This window comes from Belnapia moabensis DSM 16746 (assembly GCF_000745835.1).
Classification (GTDB): domain Bacteria; phylum Pseudomonadota; class Alphaproteobacteria; order Acetobacterales; family Acetobacteraceae; genus Belnapia; species Belnapia moabensis.
Genome location: NZ_JQKB01000010.1, coordinates 113322 through 133120, shown reverse-complemented (window position 1 = coordinate 133120; position 19799 = coordinate 113322). Strand labels below are relative to the sequence as shown.

The 19799-nt window shown below is 70.2% G+C and carries 15 protein-coding genes; 4 read left to right on the top strand and 11 right to left on the bottom strand.

Annotation, left to right across the window (positions count from 1 at the left end):
• The first annotated feature begins 3 nt into the window (after positions 1-3).
• Together EP26_RS09060 and EP26_RS09055 are read left to right on the top strand one after the other, a co-directional pair.
• Positions 4-858, top strand: a complete 855-nt coding sequence (locus EP26_RS09060) for a branched-chain amino acid ABC transporter permease (protein ID WP_043337901.1) — start codon at positions 4-6, stop codon at positions 856-858.
• Positions 855-1832 (top strand): branched-chain amino acid ABC transporter permease, encoded by a 978-nt coding sequence (locus EP26_RS09055; RefSeq protein ID WP_043337899.1) that lies wholly within the window; start codon positions 855-857, stop codon positions 1830-1832. The genes EP26_RS09060 and EP26_RS09055 overlap by 4 nt, the downstream gene beginning before the upstream one ends.
• Before the next feature lie 3 nt (positions 1833-1835).
• Here EP26_RS09055 and glgX read toward each other — a convergent pair whose 3' ends face one another.
• The 7 genes from glgX to EP26_RS09020 form a co-directional block, all read right to left on the bottom strand.
• The gene (glgX, locus tag EP26_RS09050) at positions 1836-3794 is read right to left on the bottom strand and encodes a glycogen debranching protein GlgX (RefSeq protein ID WP_043337967.1); all 1959 of its coding nucleotides are present in this window, start codon (positions 3792-3794) and stop codon (positions 1836-1838) included.
• Complete coding sequence (gene glgA, locus EP26_RS09045) at positions 3787-5196, bottom strand: glycogen synthase GlgA (protein ID WP_043337898.1); 1410 nt, start codon at positions 5194-5196, stop codon at positions 3787-3789. The genes glgX and glgA overlap by 8 nt, the downstream gene beginning before the upstream one ends.
• Complete coding sequence (gene glgC / locus EP26_RS09040; protein ID WP_043337897.1) at positions 5193-6476, bottom strand: glucose-1-phosphate adenylyltransferase; 1284 nt, start codon at positions 6474-6476, stop codon at positions 5193-5195. Before glgC ends, glgA begins: the two co-directional genes overlap by 4 nt.
• A gap of 107 nt (positions 6477-6583) precedes the next feature.
• Positions 6584-9052, bottom strand: a complete 2469-nt coding sequence (locus EP26_RS09035; RefSeq protein ID WP_043337896.1) for a glycogen/starch/alpha-glucan phosphorylase — start codon at positions 9050-9052, stop codon at positions 6584-6586.
• 93 nt (positions 9053-9145) lie between these two features.
• Positions 9146-9964 carry a substrate-binding domain-containing protein gene (locus EP26_RS09030; RefSeq protein WP_342669094.1) on the bottom strand — a complete coding sequence of 273 codons (819 nt, stop codon included), beginning with the start codon at positions 9962-9964 and terminating at the stop codon, positions 9146-9148.
• The gene (locus tag EP26_RS09025; RefSeq protein WP_043337895.1) at positions 9961-10650 is read right to left on the bottom strand and encodes an ATP-binding cassette domain-containing protein; all 690 of its coding nucleotides are present in this window, start codon (positions 10648-10650) and stop codon (positions 9961-9963) included. The genes EP26_RS09030 and EP26_RS09025 overlap by 4 nt, the downstream gene beginning before the upstream one ends.
• Positions 10650-11354 carry an ABC transporter permease gene (locus EP26_RS09020; protein ID WP_245624339.1) on the bottom strand — a complete coding sequence of 235 codons (705 nt, stop codon included), beginning with the start codon at positions 11352-11354 and terminating at the stop codon, positions 10650-10652. The genes EP26_RS09025 and EP26_RS09020 overlap by 1 nt, the downstream gene beginning before the upstream one ends.
• Before the next feature lie 107 nt (positions 11355-11461).
• On the opposite strand from EP26_RS09020, the gene EP26_RS09015 reads away from it, so the two are divergent.
• On the top strand, positions 11462-11950 hold the full coding sequence (locus tag EP26_RS09015; RefSeq protein ID WP_043337893.1) for a CinA family protein: 489 nt from the start codon (positions 11462-11464) through the stop codon (positions 11948-11950).
• Positions 11947-12705 carry a VOC family protein gene (locus EP26_RS09010; protein ID WP_043337892.1) on the top strand — a complete coding sequence of 253 codons (759 nt, stop codon included), beginning with the start codon at positions 11947-11949 and terminating at the stop codon, positions 12703-12705. Before EP26_RS09015 ends, EP26_RS09010 begins: the two co-directional genes overlap by 4 nt.
• On the opposite strand, the gene EP26_RS09005 is transcribed toward EP26_RS09010, so the two are convergent.
• The 4 genes from EP26_RS09005 to EP26_RS08990 all read right to left on the bottom strand — a co-directional run bounded on the left by EP26_RS09005 (position 12695) and on the right by EP26_RS08990 (position 19636).
• On the bottom strand, positions 12695-13468 hold the full coding sequence (locus EP26_RS09005) for a short-chain dehydrogenase/reductase (protein ID WP_043337891.1): 774 nt from the start codon (positions 13466-13468) through the stop codon (positions 12695-12697). The genes EP26_RS09010 and EP26_RS09005 overlap by 11 nt on opposite strands.
• 30 nt (positions 13469-13498) lie before the next feature.
• The gene (locus EP26_RS09000; protein WP_043337890.1) at positions 13499-15028 is read right to left on the bottom strand and encodes a TolC family protein; all 1530 of its coding nucleotides are present in this window, start codon (positions 15026-15028) and stop codon (positions 13499-13501) included.
• Positions 15025-18171, bottom strand: a complete 3147-nt coding sequence (locus tag EP26_RS08995) for an efflux RND transporter permease subunit (protein WP_043337888.1) — start codon at positions 18169-18171, stop codon at positions 15025-15027. The genes EP26_RS09000 and EP26_RS08995 overlap by 4 nt, the downstream gene beginning before the upstream one ends.
• A 79-nt stretch (positions 18172-18250) precedes the next feature.
• Complete coding sequence (locus EP26_RS08990) at positions 18251-19636, bottom strand: efflux RND transporter periplasmic adaptor subunit (protein ID WP_169747375.1); 1386 nt, start codon at positions 19634-19636, stop codon at positions 18251-18253.
• Positions 19637-19799: the final 163 nt, after the last annotated feature.

The following is a 19799-nucleotide window of genomic DNA, read 5'->3' as shown; positions in this document are numbered from 1 at the left end:
GCCATGGACTCCTTCCTGCTGGAAGCGCTCGTCAACGGCATCCTCCTCGGCGGCGTCTTCGCCCTGCCGGCGCTCGGCCTCAACCTCGTTTTCGGCGTCGTGGACGTGGTCTGGCTCTGCTATGCGGAGCTGGTGATGGTCGGCATGTATGCTGTCTGGTTCCTTTACACCCAGGCGGGATGGCCGCTCTGGATGGCCTTCGCCGCCTGCCTGCCGGTGGTCTCGCTGCTCGGCCTGCTGCTGCACCTGTTCGTCGTGCGGCCGCTGCTCGCGGCGCCGCCGATCAACCAGGTGCTGGCGACAGGCGGCGTGCTCTTCCTGCTGCAAGGGGCGATGACGCTCATCTTCCGCACCGACTTCCGCAGCCTCGGCGTCGACATGCCGCCGATGGAGGTCGGCGAGATCTTCGTCAGCGGCACCAAACTCGCCGCCTTCTGCGCGGCGCTGGTGGGTGCGGCGCTGCTCTGGGCGTTCCTGAAATTCACCTATGTCGGCACCGCCATCCGCGCCATCGCCCGCGACCGGGAGGTGATGCCGCTGATGGGCGTCGACCCGCAGCGCATCTACCTCATCGCCTCGGCGGTCGGCGGCGCGCTGGCCGGCCTCGCCGCCTGCCTACTGGTGGTGCAGCTCGACGTCCATCCCTTTGTCGGCCTCTCCTTCGGGCCGATCACCTTCATGATCTGCGTCATGGGCGGGCTCGGCAACATGCTGGGCGGCTTCCTCGCCGCCTTCATCATGGGGATCATCGTCTCGGTCGGCGGTTTCTGGGGCACAACCGAATTCTCCTACGTCGTCGCATTTGCCTTCTTCATCGTCACCATCTTCGCCCGGCCGCGAGGGCTCTTCGCACGATGAGATACGTTATCCCCCTGCTGCTGGCGCTGGCCTGCGTCCCGTTGCTCTCGCCGCCCGACTACTTCCTCCATCTCGGCGTCACCGTGCTGCTGACGGCCGTCGCCGGCACGGGCTGGGCGATGATGGGGCGCTACGGCCTCGTCTCCTTCGGCCATGGCGCCTTTCTCGGCATCGGCGCCTATACCATGGCGCTGCTCTGGAACATGGCCGGGCTCACACCCTGGGTCGGCATCCCCATCGCCGTGACCCTGGCGGCCCTGGCCGGCGTCCTGCTCGGCTATCCCTGCTTCCGGCTGAAGGTCGTCGGCCACTACTTCGCGCTGGTGACGCTCGCCGCCGGCGAGATCGTCCGCATCCTCATCGTCGCGCTTCGCGACCATACCGGCGGCTCGCTCGGCATGACGCCGGACCGCGTCCCGCCCGACCAGGGTCTGCTGGCGATGCAGTTCGACAAATCCGGCTTCTGGTGGCTGGCGCTGCTGGCCTGGGCCATCGGACTGCTCGCCTGGTGGCTGCTCGACCGCTCCATGGCCTCGAAGGCGCTGGCCGCCATCTCCGAGGACGAGGACGCCGCCGCCTCCATCGGCATCCGGGTCACGCGGGAAAAGCTGCGCGTCACCCTCATCTCGACGGCGCTCGCCGCCCTGGCCGGGGCGCTGATGGCGCAGTACCGGATGTACCTGAACCCGGAATCGCTGGCCGGGCTCGGCATCTCGCTGCAGATCGTCTTCGGCGCCATCGCCGGCGGGATGTATGCCCCGCTCGGCCCGACCGTCGGCGCCATCATCACCATCGGCCTCGAGGAAGTGCTGCGCATCGCCTTCGGTACGGAGTTCACCGGCGGCGCGCCGTTCATCTACGGCATCTTGCTGGTGCTCTTCATGATCTACCTGCCGCGCGGCATCGTCGGCATCGTCGAGCGCAAGCGGCGCAGCGCCGCCGCCCCGCTCGGCCTGCCGGTCGCGGCGAAGTAGCCCTCAGCCGAGGGCCGCTTCCGCCAGCAGGCGGATGCTGCGCGGGGCGAGGTCACCCTCCGCCCCGGCGCTGTCGGCGAGGCAGCGCCAGGCGAAGCCCTCCCGCGCCGCTGGAGGCGCCAGCGGCACCGGCGCCTCACCGCCATTCAGCGCCACCAGCGCCCGGTCCCCCTCGGCATACAGCACGACCGCCAACGCGCGGCTGTTGTCCCAATCGGGCTCGCCACCATCCGGCCGCCGCCACTCCACATCGGGGATGCCGCTCGAATCGATAGCGGCGCCGGTCAGCCTCCGCCCATCATGCAGTGCGGGATGGGCGAGCCGCGCACGCACCAGCGCCGCGGTGAACTCGACCAGCCATTCATCCATCTCCTCCCAGTCGAACCAGGAGAGCGGATTGTCCTGCGCATAGGCGTTGTTGTTGCCGGCCTGGCTCCGCCCCGCCTCGTCGCCCATCGAGAGCATCGGCGTCCCCCGCGCCGTCAGCAGCAAGGCGAGCAGCGCCCGGACATCGCCGGCCCGCCGGGCACGCACGGCCGGGTCCTCGGTCGGTCCCTCGACGCCATGGTTCCAAGAGAAATTCTCCCCCGTCCCGTCGCGGTTCTCCTCGCCATTCGCCCAGTTGCGCCGCTCGATGTAGGCGGTGAGGTCGGCGAGGGTGAATCCGTCATGCGCCGTGACGAAATTGACGCTGTCCGCCGCCGGCCGATCAGCACCGAGCACATCCGCCGAGCCGGCGAAGCGCGTCGCCAATTCGCCCAACAACCCGCCACCGCCGCGCCAGAAGCGCCGTGCGGTATCGCGGAAGCGGTCGTTCCATTCGCCCCAGCCGGCAGGGAAGCGCCCGAGCTCATAGGTGCCGATATCCCAGGGCTCGGCGATGATCAGCAGCTCGCGCAGCGCCGGGTCCTGCCGCATGGCCGAGAGCAGCGGCGCCTGCGGGTCGAACCCCTCCTCCCGCCGCCCGAGCGTCGCCGCCAGGTCGAGCCGAAAGCCGGCGATGCCTGCCTGCACCACCCAGTGCCGCAGCGCATCCATCACCAGCCGCAGCGGCCACGGCCGATCGAGGGCGAGGGTGTTCCCAGTTCCCGCATCATTCGCATAGCCGGCCCCGCGCGTCCGGTAGAAGGCACGGTTGCCGAGCCCGCGCAGCGAGAGCGTCGGCCCCTCCGCATCCCCCTCGCCGCTGTGGTTGAAGACGACATCGAGGATGGTGCCGATCCCCGCCGTCCTGAGCGCCGCGACCGCCGCCCGCACCTCCGCCATCCCGCCTGGCGCCAGGCGCGGGCAGGGCACGAGCCAGCCGACGGGGTTGTAGTTCCAGTAATTGGTCAGCCCCAGCGGCGGCAGGTGCCGCTCATCGATCCCTGCCGCCACCGGCAGCAGCTCGACATGCGTCACCCCGAGCCGTTGCAGATGCGCGATCGCCGCCGGGTGGCCGAGCGCGGCGAAGGTGCCGCGGATCGCCTCCGGAATCGCCGGATGACGCATGGTGAAGCCGCGGACATGCGCCTCATAGATCACCCGCGGCCCTTGCGGCAGAGGCGGCAGAGGCGGCAGAGTCAGAGGCGCCGCCGCGGACCCGGCGACGACCCCCTTCGGCAGATAAGGCGCACTGTCCGTCCCGTCCGGATGCTCGCCCGTATCGAACAGCGCCGGATGCAGGCGGAAGTCCCGGTCCAGCGCCACTGCCCAGGGATCGACCAGGAGCTTCGCCGGGTTGAACCGGTGCCCTTCCTCAGGCGCCCATGGCCCCTCCGCGCGGAACCCGTAGCGCGCCCCGACACCGATGCCCGGCACGTATCCATGCCACAAGGCCCCCAGGCGTGCCGTCAGACGATGCCGTGCCACCTCCCGCTCACCTTTGAAGAGGCAAAACTCCACGGCCGTCGCATCCGGGGCGACGATGCCGACGCGCACCCCGTCGCCATCGGCGACAACACCCGGCTGCGGCTCAGCCATTCACCAATCCCCTGAACAAGTCCGCATAGCGCCCGGCCGAGCGCGCCCAGGAGACATCGGCCGCCAGCGCATTCCGCCGCATCGCGTCCCAGGCCGCCTCGTCTCGCCAGAGCGCCGAAGTCCGCCGCAGCGCCCCCGCCAGCGCCTCGTCGGAAGGCGGCGCGAATTGCACCCCCGTCGCCACCCCGGCCGCCAGCGCTGCCTCATTGGCGTCGATCACCGTATCGGCGAGGCCACCGACCCGCGCCACCACCGGCGGCGCTCCGTAACGCAGCGCGCAGAGCTGGGCGAGGCCGCAGGGCTCGAAGCGCGAGGGCACCAGCACCGCATCCGCCCCACCATAGCCGAGCCGCGCCAACCCCTCATCGAAGCCGATCACCGCCCCGACCCGCCCGGGGTTCGCCGCCGCCACTTCCCGGCACCGCGCCTCCAGCGCACGGTCCCCGGTGCCGAGGATGGCAAGCTGCGCGCCCTCCGCCAGCAGCGCCGGCAGCGCATCCAGCACCAGGTCGATCCCCTTCTGCCAGGCCAGCCGCCCGACGAAAAGGAAGAGTGGCCCACCCTCCTCCAGCCCGAACCGCGCCTGCAACGCCGCCTTGTTGGCCGCCCGTCCCCCCGGCTCCGCCAACGAGAAGCGCCCCGCCAGATGCCGGTCCGTCGCCGGGTTCCACTCCGCCGTATCCAGCCCGTTGAGGATGCCGCTCACCACCGCGGCGCGATGCCGCAGCAGCCCGTCCAGCCCCATTCCGCCCTCCGGCCTGCGGATTTCGATCGCATAGGTCGGCGAGACGGTGGTGATCCGGTCGGCATAGTGCAGCCCCGCCTTGAGGAAGCCGATGCCTCCAAAATACTCAACCCCTTCGACAGCGAAGGCCTCCGCCGGCAAGCCGAGACGAACGAAGACCTCCGCCGGATACCGCCCCTGGAAGGCGAGGTTATGGATGGTGAAGACCAGCGGCCGCGCCCCGCGCAGATAGGCCCCGACGAGCCCTGCCTGCCAGTCATGCGCATGGACGGCATCGAACCCCTCCGCCACCTCCGCCGCCGCCCGGCTCAACGCGGCGAAGCGAATCGGATTGTCCGCCCAGTCCTGCCCATCCGGCCCGAGATACGGGTTGCCCTCACGGCCGAAAAGATGCGCGGCCTCCAGCACCAACAGGTCGAGCCCGGCCGCCCGCCCCCGCACCAGCCGCGCCGGCCCGCCGAACAGCTCGGACCAGTCCCGAATCGCCTCCGCGCCTTCGAGTGCCGCCAGCACCGCCGGATAGCCAGGCAGCAGCGTCGTGACAGCGATCCCCTCCCCCGCCAGCACCCTCGGCAGGGCGCCCACTACATCTGCGAGCCCCCCCGTCTTCACCAGCGGGAAGCATTCCGAGGCAACCGCCAATACGCCGAGACTCATCCCTGCAGCTTGTCCAGCATCGCCTGGGTTACGAGGCAGATGCCCTTCTCCGTCCGGCGGAAGCGGCGCGCATCCTCCACCGGGTCCTCGCCGACGACGAGACCAGGTGGAATCCGCACGCCCCGGTCCACCACCACGTTGGTCAGCCGCGCATGCTGCCCGACATCCACCTGCGGCAGCAGCACCGCGCCCTCCACCTTCGACCAGCTATGCAGATGCACTCCGGTGAAGAGCAGCGACCGATGCGCCGACGCCCCCGAGATGATGCACCCGCCTGAGACGAGCGAGGAGATCGCTTCACCCTTTCGCCCCACGACATCATGGACGAATTTCGCCGGCGGCGTGATCTCCGCATAGGTCCAGATCGGCCAGTCGCGGTCGAAGAGGTCGAGCGGCGGGACGATGTCGGTCAGGTCGATATTGGCCTCCCAATAGGCGTCGACCGTTCCCACATCGCGCCAGTAGGGCTGGAACTCGGACGATGAGCGCACGCAGGACCGCTCGAAGCGATGCGCTACGGCATTCCCGTTCCGCACCAGCCAGGGGATGATGTCCTTGCCGAAGTCGTGCTCCGAATTCGGGTCCTCCGCATCCCGCCGCAGCAGGTCGAGCAAAAAGCGCATCTCGAACACGTAGATGCCCATGCTGGCCAGCGCCAGTTCCGGCCGGTCCGGAATGCCTGGCGGATCCGCCGGCTTCTCCAGGAATTCGACGATTCGCGCCGTCTGGTCGACCTTCATCACTCCGAAGCCGCGCGCCTCGAGCCGCGGCACCGCCATGCAGGAGACGGTGACGTCGGCGCCGCTCTCGACGTGCTGCGCCAGCATCTTCTCGTAGTCCATCTTGTAGATATGATCGCCGGCCAGGAGCACGATGTGCCGCGGCGCCATGTCGGCGATGATGTCGGCGTTCTGGAACACCGCATCCGCCGTGCCGAGATACCAGTTCTGCTCCGAGACACGCTGGCTGGCGGGCAGGATGTCGAAGCTCTCGTTCCGCTCCGGCCGCAGGAAGGTCCAGCCGCGCTGGAGATGGCGGATCAGGCTGTGCGCCTTGTACTGCGTCGCCACCGCCACGCGCCGGATGCCGGAATTGATGGCGTTCGAGAGGGCGAAGTCGATGATCCGCGACTTGCCGCCGAAATAGACCGCCGGCTTGGCCCGACGGTCCGTCAGCTCCATCAGCCGGCTGCCGCGCCCGCCGGCCAGGACGAAGGCCATGGCGGTCCGCGCCAGAGGCCCCTCGACTCGCTCTGGCCCGTACTCACGGCTGCTCGGCATGCCATTCTTCCCCCGGTGGCGGCAGGGGCAGATTGCCGGTAAATCGATCCGCGCGACAGTTGCGAATCGACATTCCCGCGATCACGCCCGCGTCGCCACCCGGGCGGTCAGCGCCGCACCGGCACCTGCCAGATCTCCTCGGCATACTCGCGGATGGTCCGGTCGGAAGAGAACCAGCCCATATTCGCGGTATTCAGGATGGCCGAGCGCTGCCAGGCCGCCCCCTCCGCCCAACGCGAAGCCACGTCGCGCTGCGCCTCGAAATAGGCATCGAAATCGGCCGCGACCATGAAGTAGTCGCTGCCGCAGAGCGCATCCACCAGATCCGTGTAGCGGTTGCGGTCATCCGGGGAGAAGACGCCGGAACGCACCGCCTCCAGCACCTCGGCCAGGCGCGGCGAGGCCTCGACCGCCGCCGAGCCCTGGATGCCGTCGCGCCGCCGCTGCTCGACTTCCTCGGTCGTCATGCCGAAGATGAAGATGTTCTCCGCCCCGACATGCTCCAGCATCTCGACATTGGCGCCGTCCAGCGTGCCGATGGTGAGCGCCCCGTTCAGCCCGAGCTTCATGTTGCCCGTGCCCGAGGCTTCCATCCCCGCCGTCGAGATCTGCTCGGAGAGATCGGCCGCCGGCACGATCATCTCGGCCAGCGAGACGTTGTAGTTCGGCAGGAAGGCAACCTTCAGCAGGTTGCGCACCGTGGGGTCGCTGTTGACCACCCGCGCTACGTCATGCGCCAGCTTGATGATCTGCTTCGCCCGGTGGTAGCTCGCCGCCGCCTTGCCGGCGAAGATCTTGACGCGCGGCACCCAGTCCTTGGTGGGCTGCGAGCGGATCGCGTCATAGAGCGCGATCGTCTCCAGCACGTTCAGCAGCTGGCGCTTGTATTCGTGGATGCGCTTGATCTGCACGTCGAACATGGCATGAGGGTCGATGCGGATGTCGAGCTGGCTGCGGATCAGCGTCGCAAGCGCCTCCTTGTTCTGCCGCTTCACGCCGAGAAACTTCGCCTGGAAGCCGGCATCACCCGCCAGCGGTACCAGCGCCTTCAGCGCCTCCGGCTCGTCGAGGAAGCGCGGCCCAATCGCTTCGGTCAGCAGCCCGGTCAGTCCCGGGTTGCATTGCTGCAGCCAGCGCCGGAAGGTGATGCCATTGGTCTTGTTGACCACCTTCCCCGGCTCGAGCTGATGGAAGTCCTTGAAGACGGTCTTCTTCAGCAGATCGCTGTGCAGCGCCGAGACGCCGTTCACCTTGTGCGAGCCGACGAAGGCCAGATGTCCCATCCGCACCCGGCGCCCATGATCCTCCTCGATCAGCGAGACGGAGGAGAGCAGCCGCGTATCGCCCGGATGCTTCGCCCGCACCCGGTCCAGGTGGAAGGCGTTGATCAGGTAGATGATCTGCATGTGGCGCGGCAGCAGCCGCTCCATCAGCGGCACCGCCCAGCTCTCCAGTGCTTCCGGCAGCAGGGTGTGGTTGGTGTAGCTGACCGTGCCCTGAGTGATCTCCCAGGCCTCGTCCCAGGCGATGCCATGCAGGTCGACGCAGATGCGCATCAGCTCGGCGATGGCGATCGCCGGGTGCGTGTCGTTGAGCTGGATCGAGACCTTGTCCGGCAACGACTTGAGGTCGCCATAGACCCGCAGGTGCCGCCGCACGAGGTCCTGCAGCGCGGCGGAGGCGAAGAAGTACTCCTGCTTCAGCCGCAGCTCCTGCCCTGCCGGGCTTTCGTCGGACGGGTAGAGCACCTTGCAGATGCTCTCCTGCCGCACCCGGTCGGCCAGCGCGCCGACATGGTCGCCATAGTTGAAGGCGTCGAGCTTCAGCGGATCGGCCGCACGGGCGGACCAGAGGCGGAGCGTGTTCACATGCTCGCCGCGCCAGCCGACCACCGGCGTGTCATAGGCGACGGCCTGGACCGTCTCCGCCGGATGCCAGACATGCCGCATCCGCGCCTCGGAGACGATCACCGCCTCGACGCTGCCGCCGAAGCCGATGTCATAGGCGATCTCCGGCCGGGCATATTCCCAAGGGTTGCCGAAATTCAGCCAGTCCTCCGGGTATTCCTGCTGCCAACCGTCGCGGATGATCTGGCGGAACAGCCCATGCTCGTAGCGGATGCCATAGCCGAAGGCAGGAATGGCGAGGCTCGCCATGCTTTCCATGAAGCAGGCCGCGAGCCGCCCGAGGCCGCCATTGCCGAGCGCCGCATCCGGCTCCGCCTGCCGCACCTTCTCGAAATCGACGCCGAGCGGCGCCAGCGCCTCGGACACCATCTGGTCGAGGCCGAGATTCGTCACGCCGTCCCGCAGCAGCCGGCCGATGAGGAATTCGAGCGAGAGGTAGTAGACCTGCTTCTGGCCACCCTCATAGGCGGCCCGCGTCACGCTCAGCCAGCGGTCGATGATGCGGTCGCGCACGGCGAGCGCCGTCGCCATGAACCAGTCGCGGTCGCGCGCCCCGGCCTGGCTCTTGCCAAGGTCGTAGGTGAGCTTCCGCACGATCGCCGCCCGCAGGGATTCGGCATCGAGTGCCTCGGCCGGCAGAGGAACGTATGAATTGGATAGCGTATCCACGGACGACCTACCTTTACAGAGACCCTGGCGGCACCGCCGCATCTCTCACGGAATAGTGCCAGACCCTTGCACGAAACTGAACCGACATCGCGTTCATTTCGATGAGCCGGCATTGGGGAAGAACAACTGCTCCCCATTGACGCGGTAGCCGGCGATCGCCGCCTGCCCCGCCGCCGCGGTGATCCAGTCGATGAAGGTCTGCGCTTCCCTCGCCTTCACGCCCGGATGGCGCTGCGCGCTGACGGCCAGTATGCCATACTGGTTCAGCAGCCGCGCATCTCCCTCCACCAAGAGCTTGAGCGCCTGCCGGTTGCGGAAGGCGAGCCAGGTTCCGCGATCGGACAGCAGATAGGCTTCCTGCGCCGCCGCGGTGTTGAGGGCCGGACCCATCCCTTGCCCCACCTCGCGGTACCACTGCCCGCGCCCCCGCACCGGGTCGATGCCCGCCTCCTGCCAGAGCCGCAATTCCGCCGCATGAGTGCCGCTGCGGTCGCCGCGCGAGACGAAAGGCGCCCGCCTGGCTGAGACGCGCCGCAACGCCTCCGCCACATCGCGGGTGCCGGCGATCCCGGCCGGGTCGGAGGCCGGGCCGATCAGCACGAAGTCGTTGTACATCACCTGCCGCCGCGGCCCGCCATACCCCTCGGCGACGAAGCGCTCTTCCGCCGCCTTGTCATGCACCAGCAGCGCATCCGCATCGCCGCGCCGTCCGACATCCAGCGCCTGCCCCGTCCCGAGCGCCACCACCCGAACGCCGATGCCACTGGCGCGAGTGAAGGCCGGCAGGATATGGCCGAACAGCCCCGACTGCTCCGTGCTGGTCGTCGAGGCGAGAGTGATGAACCGGTCCTGCGCCGCCGCTGGCCAGGCGAGACCGGCCGGCAACAGGCCCAGCAGCAGAGACCGTCTCACCACAGCAATTCCCCCTGAAGGAAGGCCGCCCCCTCCGCACTGGCAGGGCCGGCGAAGAAACGCTCCGCGGAGGCGGCTTCCACCACCCGCCCGCGATGCAGGAACACCACCTCCCCCGCCAGCCGCCGCGCCTGCCCGAGATCATGGGTGGTCATGACGATCTTGGTTCCCCGCGCGGCGATGCGGCGGATGATCTCCTCCACCGCCCGCGTCGCCGCCGGGTCGAGGCTGGCGCAGGGCTCGTCGAGGAACAGCACCTGCGGCTCCAGCGCCGCCGCCCGGGCAAGCGCCAGCCGCTGCTGCTCGCCGCCCGAAAGCCGCCGCGCCGGCCGGCTAGCGAGCGTCGAGAGCCCGACCTCCGCCAGTGCCGCCTCGGCCCGCCGCGCCCGCTCCGCCCTCGGCACCCCCGCAAGCGCCATCGGGTAGCGGAGATTGGCCAGCACCGAGCGCCGCAGCAGCACCGGCCGCTGGAACACCATCGCTCCGCGAATCGCGGCCGCCGGCGTGATCCGCCCGGCCTCCGGCCGCAGCAGCCCGTGCAGCAGCCGCAGCAGCACCGACTTCCCCGCACCGTTCGGCCCGAGGATCAGCATCGGCGCGCCCGGCGCGATGGTGAGCGACACCCCATCGAGGATCGCAGCCCCACCCACGGCATAGGACACCCCCTCCGCCCGGATCGGCAGCATCAGCCGGCCCGGCGCAGCGCGACATCGCGCAGCACCTGCGCCAGCGCATTCACCCCGAGCACGATCACCATCAGCACCAGCCCCAAAGCGAGGGCCAGCGGCAGGTCGCCCTTGCTGGTTTCGAGCGCGATCGCCGTCGTCATCGTCCGGGTGAAGCCCTCGATATTCCCGCCGACCAGGATCACCGCCCCGACCTCCGCGCTCGCCCGCCCGAAGCCGGCCAGCAGCACGGTGAGCAAGGCGAAGCGCCCATCCCAGAGCAGCGTCGGCACCGCCCGCCAGGGTCCGGCGCCGAAGGAGCGCAGCGCCTCGGCATATTCCTCCCACAGCGCCTCCAGCACCCCGCGCGACAGGGCGGCGAGGATGGGCGTGATCAGCACCGCCTGGGCGATCACCATCGCCCCCGGCGTGAACAGCAGCCCCCAATGCCCGAGCGGGCCGGAGCGCGAGAGCAGCAGGTAGACCAGCAGCCCGGCGACCACCGGCGGCAGCCCCATCAACGCGTTCAGCGAGACGACCACCACCCGCCGCCCGGGGAAACGCGCGACGGCCAGCAGCGCCCCGAGCGGCAGCCCCACCACCGCCGCGATGCCGAGCGCGGCGAGGCTCACCCGCAGCGACAGGCCGAGGATGGCGAGCATCCCCGCATCCCCGTCGCGGACCAGCGCGATGGCGGCCATGAAGGCGGAACCCAGATCCTGCACGAAAGCCCCCTGGAAGCGGCGGGAAGGTGCTGGCGCCGGGCGCCGCGGTCAATCTTCACTTGCCGCCCGCCGCCCCGGCGGCTCTCCTGCCGAGGAGGAGGACCGCAATGGAAAGCCTGCTGCCCATCGCCGCCCGCGCCGGCGCCCTGCTGAAGGCCCGCGGCGAGACCATCGCAGTCGCCGAATCTTCGGCCGGCGGCCTGGTTTCGGCCGCGCTGCTCGCGGTGCCGGGCGCCTCGGCCTATTTCCTCGGCGGCACCGTGGTCTACACGCGGGCGGCGCGGGAGGCGCTGCTCGCCATCCCGCCCGAGCGGCTGGACGGCGTGCCCCCCTCCACCGAGGCCTATGCGGCGATGATGGCCGAAGGGATGCGCCAGCGCCTCGGCACGGTCTGGGCCCTCGGCGAGACCGGGGCGACGGGCCCGAGCGGCAACCGCTACGGCTACCCGGCCGGCCATGCCTGCCTTGCAGTCGCCGGCCCTGTGGCGCGGACGCTCACGGTCGAGACCGGCCACGGCGACCGCATCGTCAACATGCGCGAATTCGGCGCCCGCCTGCTTGGTCTGCTGGTCGAGGCGCTGGAGGCCGCGCCATGACGGGATACTTCGCGTGGCACGAGCTGATGGTGCCCGACCCCGAGGCGGCCACCCGTTTCTACGGCACCGTCACCGGCTGGGGTACCCGCGATGCCTCCACGCCGGACCAGCCCTATACCCTGCTGACCGCCGGCGACCGCCCCGCCGCCGGCCTGCTGCCGCTGAAGCAGGCCGATATGGCCAAAGGCGCCCTCCCCGGCTGGGTCGGCCATATCCTGGTCGATGACGTGGACGCGACCCTCGCCCGCGCCACGGCACTCGGCGGCGTGGTCCATGTCCCGCCCCGCAGCATCGGGATCGGCCGCTTCGCCGTCCTCGGCGATCCGCAGGGCGCCGTCTTCGCCATCTTCGCCGGCACCCTGCCCGAGCCGCAGCCCATCGGCACGCCGGGCCATGTCGGCTGGAACGAGCTGGCGGCGGCCGACTGGCCCGCCGCCTTCGACTTCTACGCCACGCTCTTCGGCTGGCAACGGGCGGAGGCGGTGGATATCGGCCCGCTCGGCACCTACCAGACCTTCCGCCTCGGCGGCCCGGCGATAGGCGGCATGTTCAACAAGCCGGATGCCATCCCCCGCCCCTTCTGGTGCTTCTACATCGCCGTCGGCGACATCGACGCCGCCGCCGGCCGGGTGCGCGAGGCCGGCGGCCAGATCGTCAACGGGCCGATGGCAGTCCCGGGCGAGGCCTGGGTCCTCCAGGGCTTCGACCCGCAAGGCGCCTTCTTCGCGCTACTCGGGACTCGCGCTACCCCCTGAACTGCGCCCCGCCATCCACGTCGATGGTGGTGCCGGAGAGATAGCCGCCGCGCGGGCTGGCGCAGAACACCGCGAGGTCGGCGATCTCCTCCGGCTTCCCCGCCCGGCCGAGCGGCAGCCCGGCCAGCATCTCCTCCCAGCGGTTCTCGTCGCCGAACTTGGTTTTCGCCCGCGACTTGGAGAGGGTGATAATTCGGTCCGTCATCGTCGCCCCCGGCGCGATGCCGACCACGCGGACGCCCTTATCGGTCGACTTGCCGCCGAGCGCCGCGGTGAAGGCGATCAGCGCCGCATTGCCCGAGGCGCCGCAGATGTAATCCGCCCGCGGCGCCCGCCCGGCCATGCCGATGATGTTGACGATGGCGCCGTCGCCTCGCGCCTCCATCCGCGGCAGATAAAGCCGCGAGAGATGGATGTAGCCGAAGACCTTCAGCGCCCAGGCCTCCTGCCAGCGGTCGAGGTCGATATCGGCCAGCGTCCCGCCCGGGATGGCGCCGGCATTGTTCACCAGCACGTCGATCTCCGGATGCGCCGCGGCCAGCGCCTCACGCGCCGCGGCATCGCCGAGATCACCGGCATGGACGGCGATGCTGATATTGTGCCGCGCCCGGATGCCCTCCGCCGCCCGCTCCAGCGCCGCTCCGTCGCGCGAGGCGAGCACCAAGTCGCACCCTTCGGCCGCGAAGGCCCCGGCGCAGGCAAGGCCGATCCCCTTCGACCCGCCGGTGATCAGCACCCGCTTGCCGGCAATTCCCATCTCCATGGCGTCGTCCTCCCGTTCAGGGAGGGAAGCCTACAGTCGCGGCGCGACGCCCGACACCCCGCTCGCCTGCTCCAGCTGGGAGAGCGCCAGCAGATAGGCATAGCGCGCCTGGTTGGCCTGCACCCGCGTCACGTTCAGCACGCGGAGCGCATCCAGCACGTCGAGCAGCGTCCGTCCGCCGGCGACATAGGCTTGCTCGGTGCTGCGATAGGCCTCCTCCGCCCGGCCGAGCGCGCCGCCGGCATAGAGGTTCAGCAGGGCGCGCGACTGCTCCACCCCGGCCCAGGCCGCGGCGAACTCCGCCCGCGCCTGCAGCATCGTCGCCCGCGCCACGGCATCCGCCTGGCCCTGCTGCGCGGTCGCCGCCGCGACATTCCCCTCGACGATGCGCGAGGTAAAGATCGGCACCGAGAGCTGCACGCCGAAGCTGTTGAGCGCGCCCAGCCGGTCGCGCGAATCCGGCAGGTCCTGCGACAGCGCCGAGCGGCTCCAGCCCGCATCCACCGTCACGTCGCGCGAGCGGCTAGCCTCGGCCAACTGCCGGTTGGCCGCCGCCGCCGCCGCCTGGCGTTCCGCCGCCACCACATCCGGCCTGCTGGCGACGCCACTGGCCAGTTCATCGCGGCCAATCCCGAGATCGGGGATGGCGTCGAACCGCCCGCGCACATCGAAGGCCACGGGCGAAAGGATCGTCCGCACCGCCGTCGGCGCGCTGGCCGGCCCCGCCGGCGTCCCCGTCCGCCCCTGCTGCCCCGGCGGCGGCGCCAGCGCGCCCCTCACTGCCGGATTGATCCCGAGCGAGGAGAGTGTGCCCGCCCCCTGCTGAAAGGCTGCCGGATCGGCCGAGAGCAGCGCCGCCACCGCAGCGACCCCCGCCGCATAGGCCTGGGCGTTGCTCGTCACATCGCCCTCGAATTGCAGCCGGCTCGCCTGGAAGCGCAGCAGGTCGCCCTCGGGAATGGCGCCGTCGCGCAGCTGCCGGCGCAGCAGCTGCTCAGTCCGGTCGAGGCTCGCCCGGTTGCCGAGCGCGACCTCGAGATTCGCCCGCGCGAGCAGGGCCCCGAGGAAGGCCTGGCGCAGCGCGAAGAGCTGGGTGCGCAGCGCATCCAGAACCTGCGCCTCCGCCCCCTCGATCTGCCGCTCGGCGAATCGAGTGCGGAGCGTCCGCTTGCCGCCGCGCTCCACCAGCACCGTCAGCCCGACGCTGATGTTTTTCGCGGGGCTCAGATAGCGCGCCCCGCGCAGCGCGCCGTTCTGCGTCTCCCCGACCTGGGCGAAGCTGTTGCCGACCGAGACCGTGGGCGCGGGCCGCGAGGAGGCGACGAGCCGCTGCGCCCTCGCCGCATCCACCCCACGCCGCGCGGCGATGACGGCGAGGTTGCGCTCGACCAGCGCCGCCTCCGCCTCCTCGAGCGAGAGCGGCCGGGCGCCCGGCCCGATCGGCAGCGGCGCCATCCCCGGCGGCGGGGCGGCCGGCGGGGTGGGCTGCGTCTGGGCATAGGCGGGCGGGCCGGCCAGCAGGGCGCAGCCGAGCAGGGCCGCGCGGAAGGTCAGCCTCATGCCCGCACCGCCGCCCCATGCGCCGCCGCCTCGGCCCGGCGGATGTGCCGCGGCTTGCCGAAGAGGTCGATCATCGCCGGGAAGACCACCAGGATGAAAAGCGGCACCAGCCCGATTCCCCCGACGACGACGAGCGCCAGCGGCTTCTGCACGTCGGCGCCGATGCCGGTGGCCAGCGCCATCGGCAGCAGGCCCGTGAAGCTGGCGAAGCAGGTCATGAAGACCGGCCGCATCCGGTCCCGCCCGGCTTGGTCGAGGGCCGGGCGCCAGGGCATCCCCTCCAGCCTCAGGTGGTTGAAATGGGAGAGCATGATGATGCCTTCCATCACGGTGATGCCGAACAGCGCGAGGAAGCCGATGGCCGCCGGCACGCTGAAATTGAGCCCCGCCACGGCCAGCGCCGCGATGCCGCCGGTGATCGACATCGGCACGATGCCGAAGACCAGCAGCGTCTCGCGCAGCGTATTGAACTGCACGTACAACAGAACGAGGATCAAGGCGAGCGCCGCCGGAACCACCACCAGCAGCCGCCCGATCGCCTCCTGCAGGTTGCGGAACTCGCCCAGCCAGTCGAGGCGATAGCCCGGCGGCAGTTCCACCCGCGCCGCGACCAGCGCCTGCGCCTCGGCGACGGTGCTCGCCGGGTCCCGCCCGCGCACGCTGAAGCGGATCGGCACGTAGCGCGAGGCATCCTCGCGGTAGATATAGGAGACGCCGGAGACCAGCTTGATCTCCGCCACGTCGGAGAGCGTCGCCCCGCGCGGCCCGCCTACGGGGATGCGCCCGATGGCCTCCAAGCTGTCGCGGTAGGGCGCGTCGAGCCGCACGACGATCGGGAAATTGCGGTCACCGCCCGGCTCGTAGAGCCGCCCCGCCTCGCGCCCGCCGATCGCCGCCTGCACCACCTCGTTCACGTCGTCCACCGCAAGGCCGTAGCGGGCCGCCCGCGCCCGGTCGATCTGCACCGCGACCGTCGGCTGGCCGAGCGAGCGGAAGACGGCAAGGTCCGCCACGCCCTCGACGCCGGCCATCACCTGGCGGATCTCCTCCGCCTTGCGGGCGATGATGTCGAGCTCCGGCCCGTAGACCTTCACCGCATTGGCGCCCTTCACGCCGGAGGCCGCCTCCTGGACGTTGTCGCTGATCGCCTGGGAGTAGCTGAACTCGACGCCGACGAACTGGCCCGACAGCCGCTCATGCATGGCCCGCACCAGCCCGTCGCGGTGCGGCGCCGTGGTCCATTGCTGCGGCGGCTTCAGGGGCAGGAAGAACTCGGCATTGAAGAAGCCGGCGCTGTCCGTGCCGTCATCCGGCCTGCCCTGCTGCGAGGTGGCGGTGACGACCTCGGGGAATTCCATCAGCGTCCGCCGGATGCGGTTCACCGTGTCGTTGCCCTCCTCAAGGCTGATCGTCCCCGGCATCGAGGCACGGACCCAGAGGTTGCCCTCCTCCAGCGTCGGCAGGAATTCGGCGCCGAGTTGCGACATCAGCAGCAGCGAGCCGGCGAAGAGCGCGGCCGCCAGCATCAGGCAGAGGGCGCGCGCCCGCATCGCCGCGGCATAGAGCCGGCTATGGACCCAGCGCAGCCCCCGGACCAGCAGCGTGTCGCGCTCCTTGCTGTCCTCGCGCAGCAGGGCGGCGGCCAGTGCCGGGGTGATGGTGAAGGTCGCCAACAGCGCGCCGATGATCGCATAGGCATAGGTCTTCGACATCGGGCCGAAGATGCGGCCCTCGATGCCGCCCAGGGTAAAAAGCGGGATGAAGGCGGCGATGATGATGAGCGCCGAGAAGAAGATCGCCTTGTCCACCTCGCCCGCCGCCCGCAGCACGGTCAGCGACAGGCCGGACAACTCCTTCGAGCCGGAGGGAGCGATATAGCGGTGCGCCGGGTTCCGGCTGAGGCCGAGATGCCGGTAGATGTTCTCGACCATGATGACGGTCGCATCGACCAGCAGGCCGAAGTCGAGCGCGCCGAGGGAAAGCAGGTTGGCGCTCTCGCCGCGGGCCATCATCAGCAGGATGGCGAAGAGGAAGGCGAAGGGGACGGTGGCCGCCACCACCAGCGCGCCGCGGAAGTCGCCGAGGAAGAGCCACTGGATGAGCAGGATGAGGGCGACGCCCTCGATGATGTTGTGGACCACCGTGCGGGTGGTGATCTTGACCAGGTCCTCGCGGTCGTAGAGCGGGACGATCTTCACCCCCGGCGGCAGCACGCCCCCGGCATTGATCCGCGCCACCTCGGCCTGCACGCCGCGGATGGTGGGCAGGGTCTGCTCACCGCGCCGCATCAGCACGGTGGCCAGCACCACGTCGTCGTCATTCTCCTGGCCGGCGATGCCGAGGCGCGGCAGGTTGCCGATCTCGACCGCCGCCACGTCGCCGAGCAGCACCGGCACGCCGCCCTCGGCCGAGACCACCACGTTGCGGATGTCGTCCAGCCCGCGGATCAGCCCGATCCCCTGCACCACCGCCGCCTGCGGCCCGATGCGGATGGTCCCGGCGCCTACCGTCGCATTGCCCGCCCGCACTGCCTGGATCACTTGCGGCAGGGTGAGGCCGAGCGCCGCGATCCGCCTGAGATCGACCACCACGTTGTAGCTCTTGGAGAGGCCGCCGAAGGAGGTGACGTCCACCACGCCGGGGACGCGCTTGAAGCGCCGGTCGAGCACCCATTCCTGCAGGGTCTTGAGGTCGGCCAGCGAATAGCCCGGTGGGCCGACCAGCCGGTAGCGCATGATCTCGCCGATCGGCGAGAGCGGGCTGATCTGCGGCTGCACGCCCTCCGGCAGCCCGTTGAGCTGGCCCAGCCGGTTCAGCACCTGCTGCAAGGCCTGGTCGTAGGTGTAGTTGAAGTTGAACTGCACCCGCACGTCGGAGAGGCCGAAGAGGCTGGTCGAGCGGACCGAGGTGAGGTTGGGCAGCCCCGCCATCGCCACCTCGACGGGGATGGAGACGTAGCGCTCGATCTCCTCCGCGCTCTGCCCCGGGTTCTGGGTGATGATCACCACCTGGGGCGGCACTGGGTCGGGATAGGCCTCGATGTTCAGCCGGGTGAAGGCAGCCAAGCCGACGACGATGAAGGTGAAGAACAGCAGTATGACCAGCGGCCTGCGCTGGAGAGAAAAGGCGACGATCTGACGCATGCTGGTCTTCCCGACTGGCCGGGATCGCCGGCGCGCTATTTTGCCCCGGAGCCCGTGCCCGTCGCCAGAAGCTTGTCGCTCAGTCGATCCGGGCGGCCCGGTCGATGAAGAGGGCGCCGCCGGTGACCACGCGGTCGCCCGGCTTCAGCCCTTCGGTCACCTCCACCATGTCGCCGGAGCGGATGCCGGGCCTGATGCGGCGGAGGATGAAGCGGTTGTCGTCGAGCGCCAGCCAGATGCTGGCCTCGGCGCCGCGATAGATGATGGCGTTGACCGGCACGCCGACATTCCGCTCGCCTTCGCCGACCGAGATGCGGAAGGTGGCGAACATCTCCGGCTTCAGCAGGTGCTCGGGGTCCTTCACCTCGGCGCGGACGGTGAGGCGCCGCGTGGTCGGGTCGAGCCCGGCGCCCATGGTTGCGATGCGCGCCTCGAAGCGGTGGCCCGGCAGGGCGCCGACGCTGACATCGACCGGCTGGCCGGTCTTGATGAGCGGCGCATCCAGCTCCCGCACCGCCGCGACGAGCCACATGGTGGACAGGTCGGCGATGGTGAAGACCGGGTCGGATGCGCCGATCGAAAGCCATTGGCCGGGGCCGACGCGGCGCTGCACCACGGTGCCGCCGATCGGCGCCGTCACCGGCACCACGGCATTGACCATGCGGGTCTGCTCGATCCGCGCGATCTCGTCCATGCTGCGGCCGAGGACGCGCAGCTTGTCGCGGGCGGCGGATAGCGTCGCCTCGGCGCTGCGGAGATCCGCCATGGCGGTCATGCTGCCGGTTCGGGCCTGCTCCACGTCGCGCTGCGAGGCGGCGCGTGCGCCGAACAGGCTGTTCTGCCGCGCCTCCTCGCGGCGCGCCTGGTCGAGCGTGGCACGCGCCTTGTTGGCGGCATCGGCAGCGGAGAGCAGGTCGTTGGCGGCACCGGCGAGGTCGGTGGTCTCGATCTCGAGCAGGGTGTCGCCGGCCTTCACCTCGTCGCCCATGCGGACCAGCACGCGCACGACCCGGCCGTTATAGGGCGAGAAGACGGGGGTGGAGCGATCCTCGTCATAGGCGATGCGGCCCTCGGCCATGCGCTCGGCGCGGAAGGCATGGCTGTGCATCTCCTCGATCCGCAGCGCCCGCATCTCGGTGTCGGAGAGGCGGAATTCACCCTGGGTCAGCGGCTCGGTCTGGGTGGCGGCGGGCGAGGTCGGAATGGCCTCGGTGGCCTTGCGGGACTGGTCGTACCAATAATAGCCGCCGGCCGCGGCTGCGAGGACGAGGCCGAGCGCCAGCCAGAGCTTGCCGCGGCCGCGGGGCGGCGCCTCGGCGGGTGCCTGGGCCGGATGAGGGGCGGATTGCGGGGCGGTGGCCTCGGGCAAGGGCTTCTGGGTTGCGGCCGCATGCAGGCTCAAGGCATCCACCGTCGATGCGAAGCCATCGGTCCCTTTCGGCGGCAGCAGGTGAGTGGCGTTCATGGTGTTCCCGGCCCTGGCGAAGCGTTTACCGTCATTCCGCGGAGTGCCTGCAACGGCGCCTCGCGGCCGGGCTGGTCCGGCTCCGTCATGATGCATCATGCACGGCCGGAACTTACAGAGACATTGGGCGAAACCTGAAACCTAAGCCATCTATTGACCACAA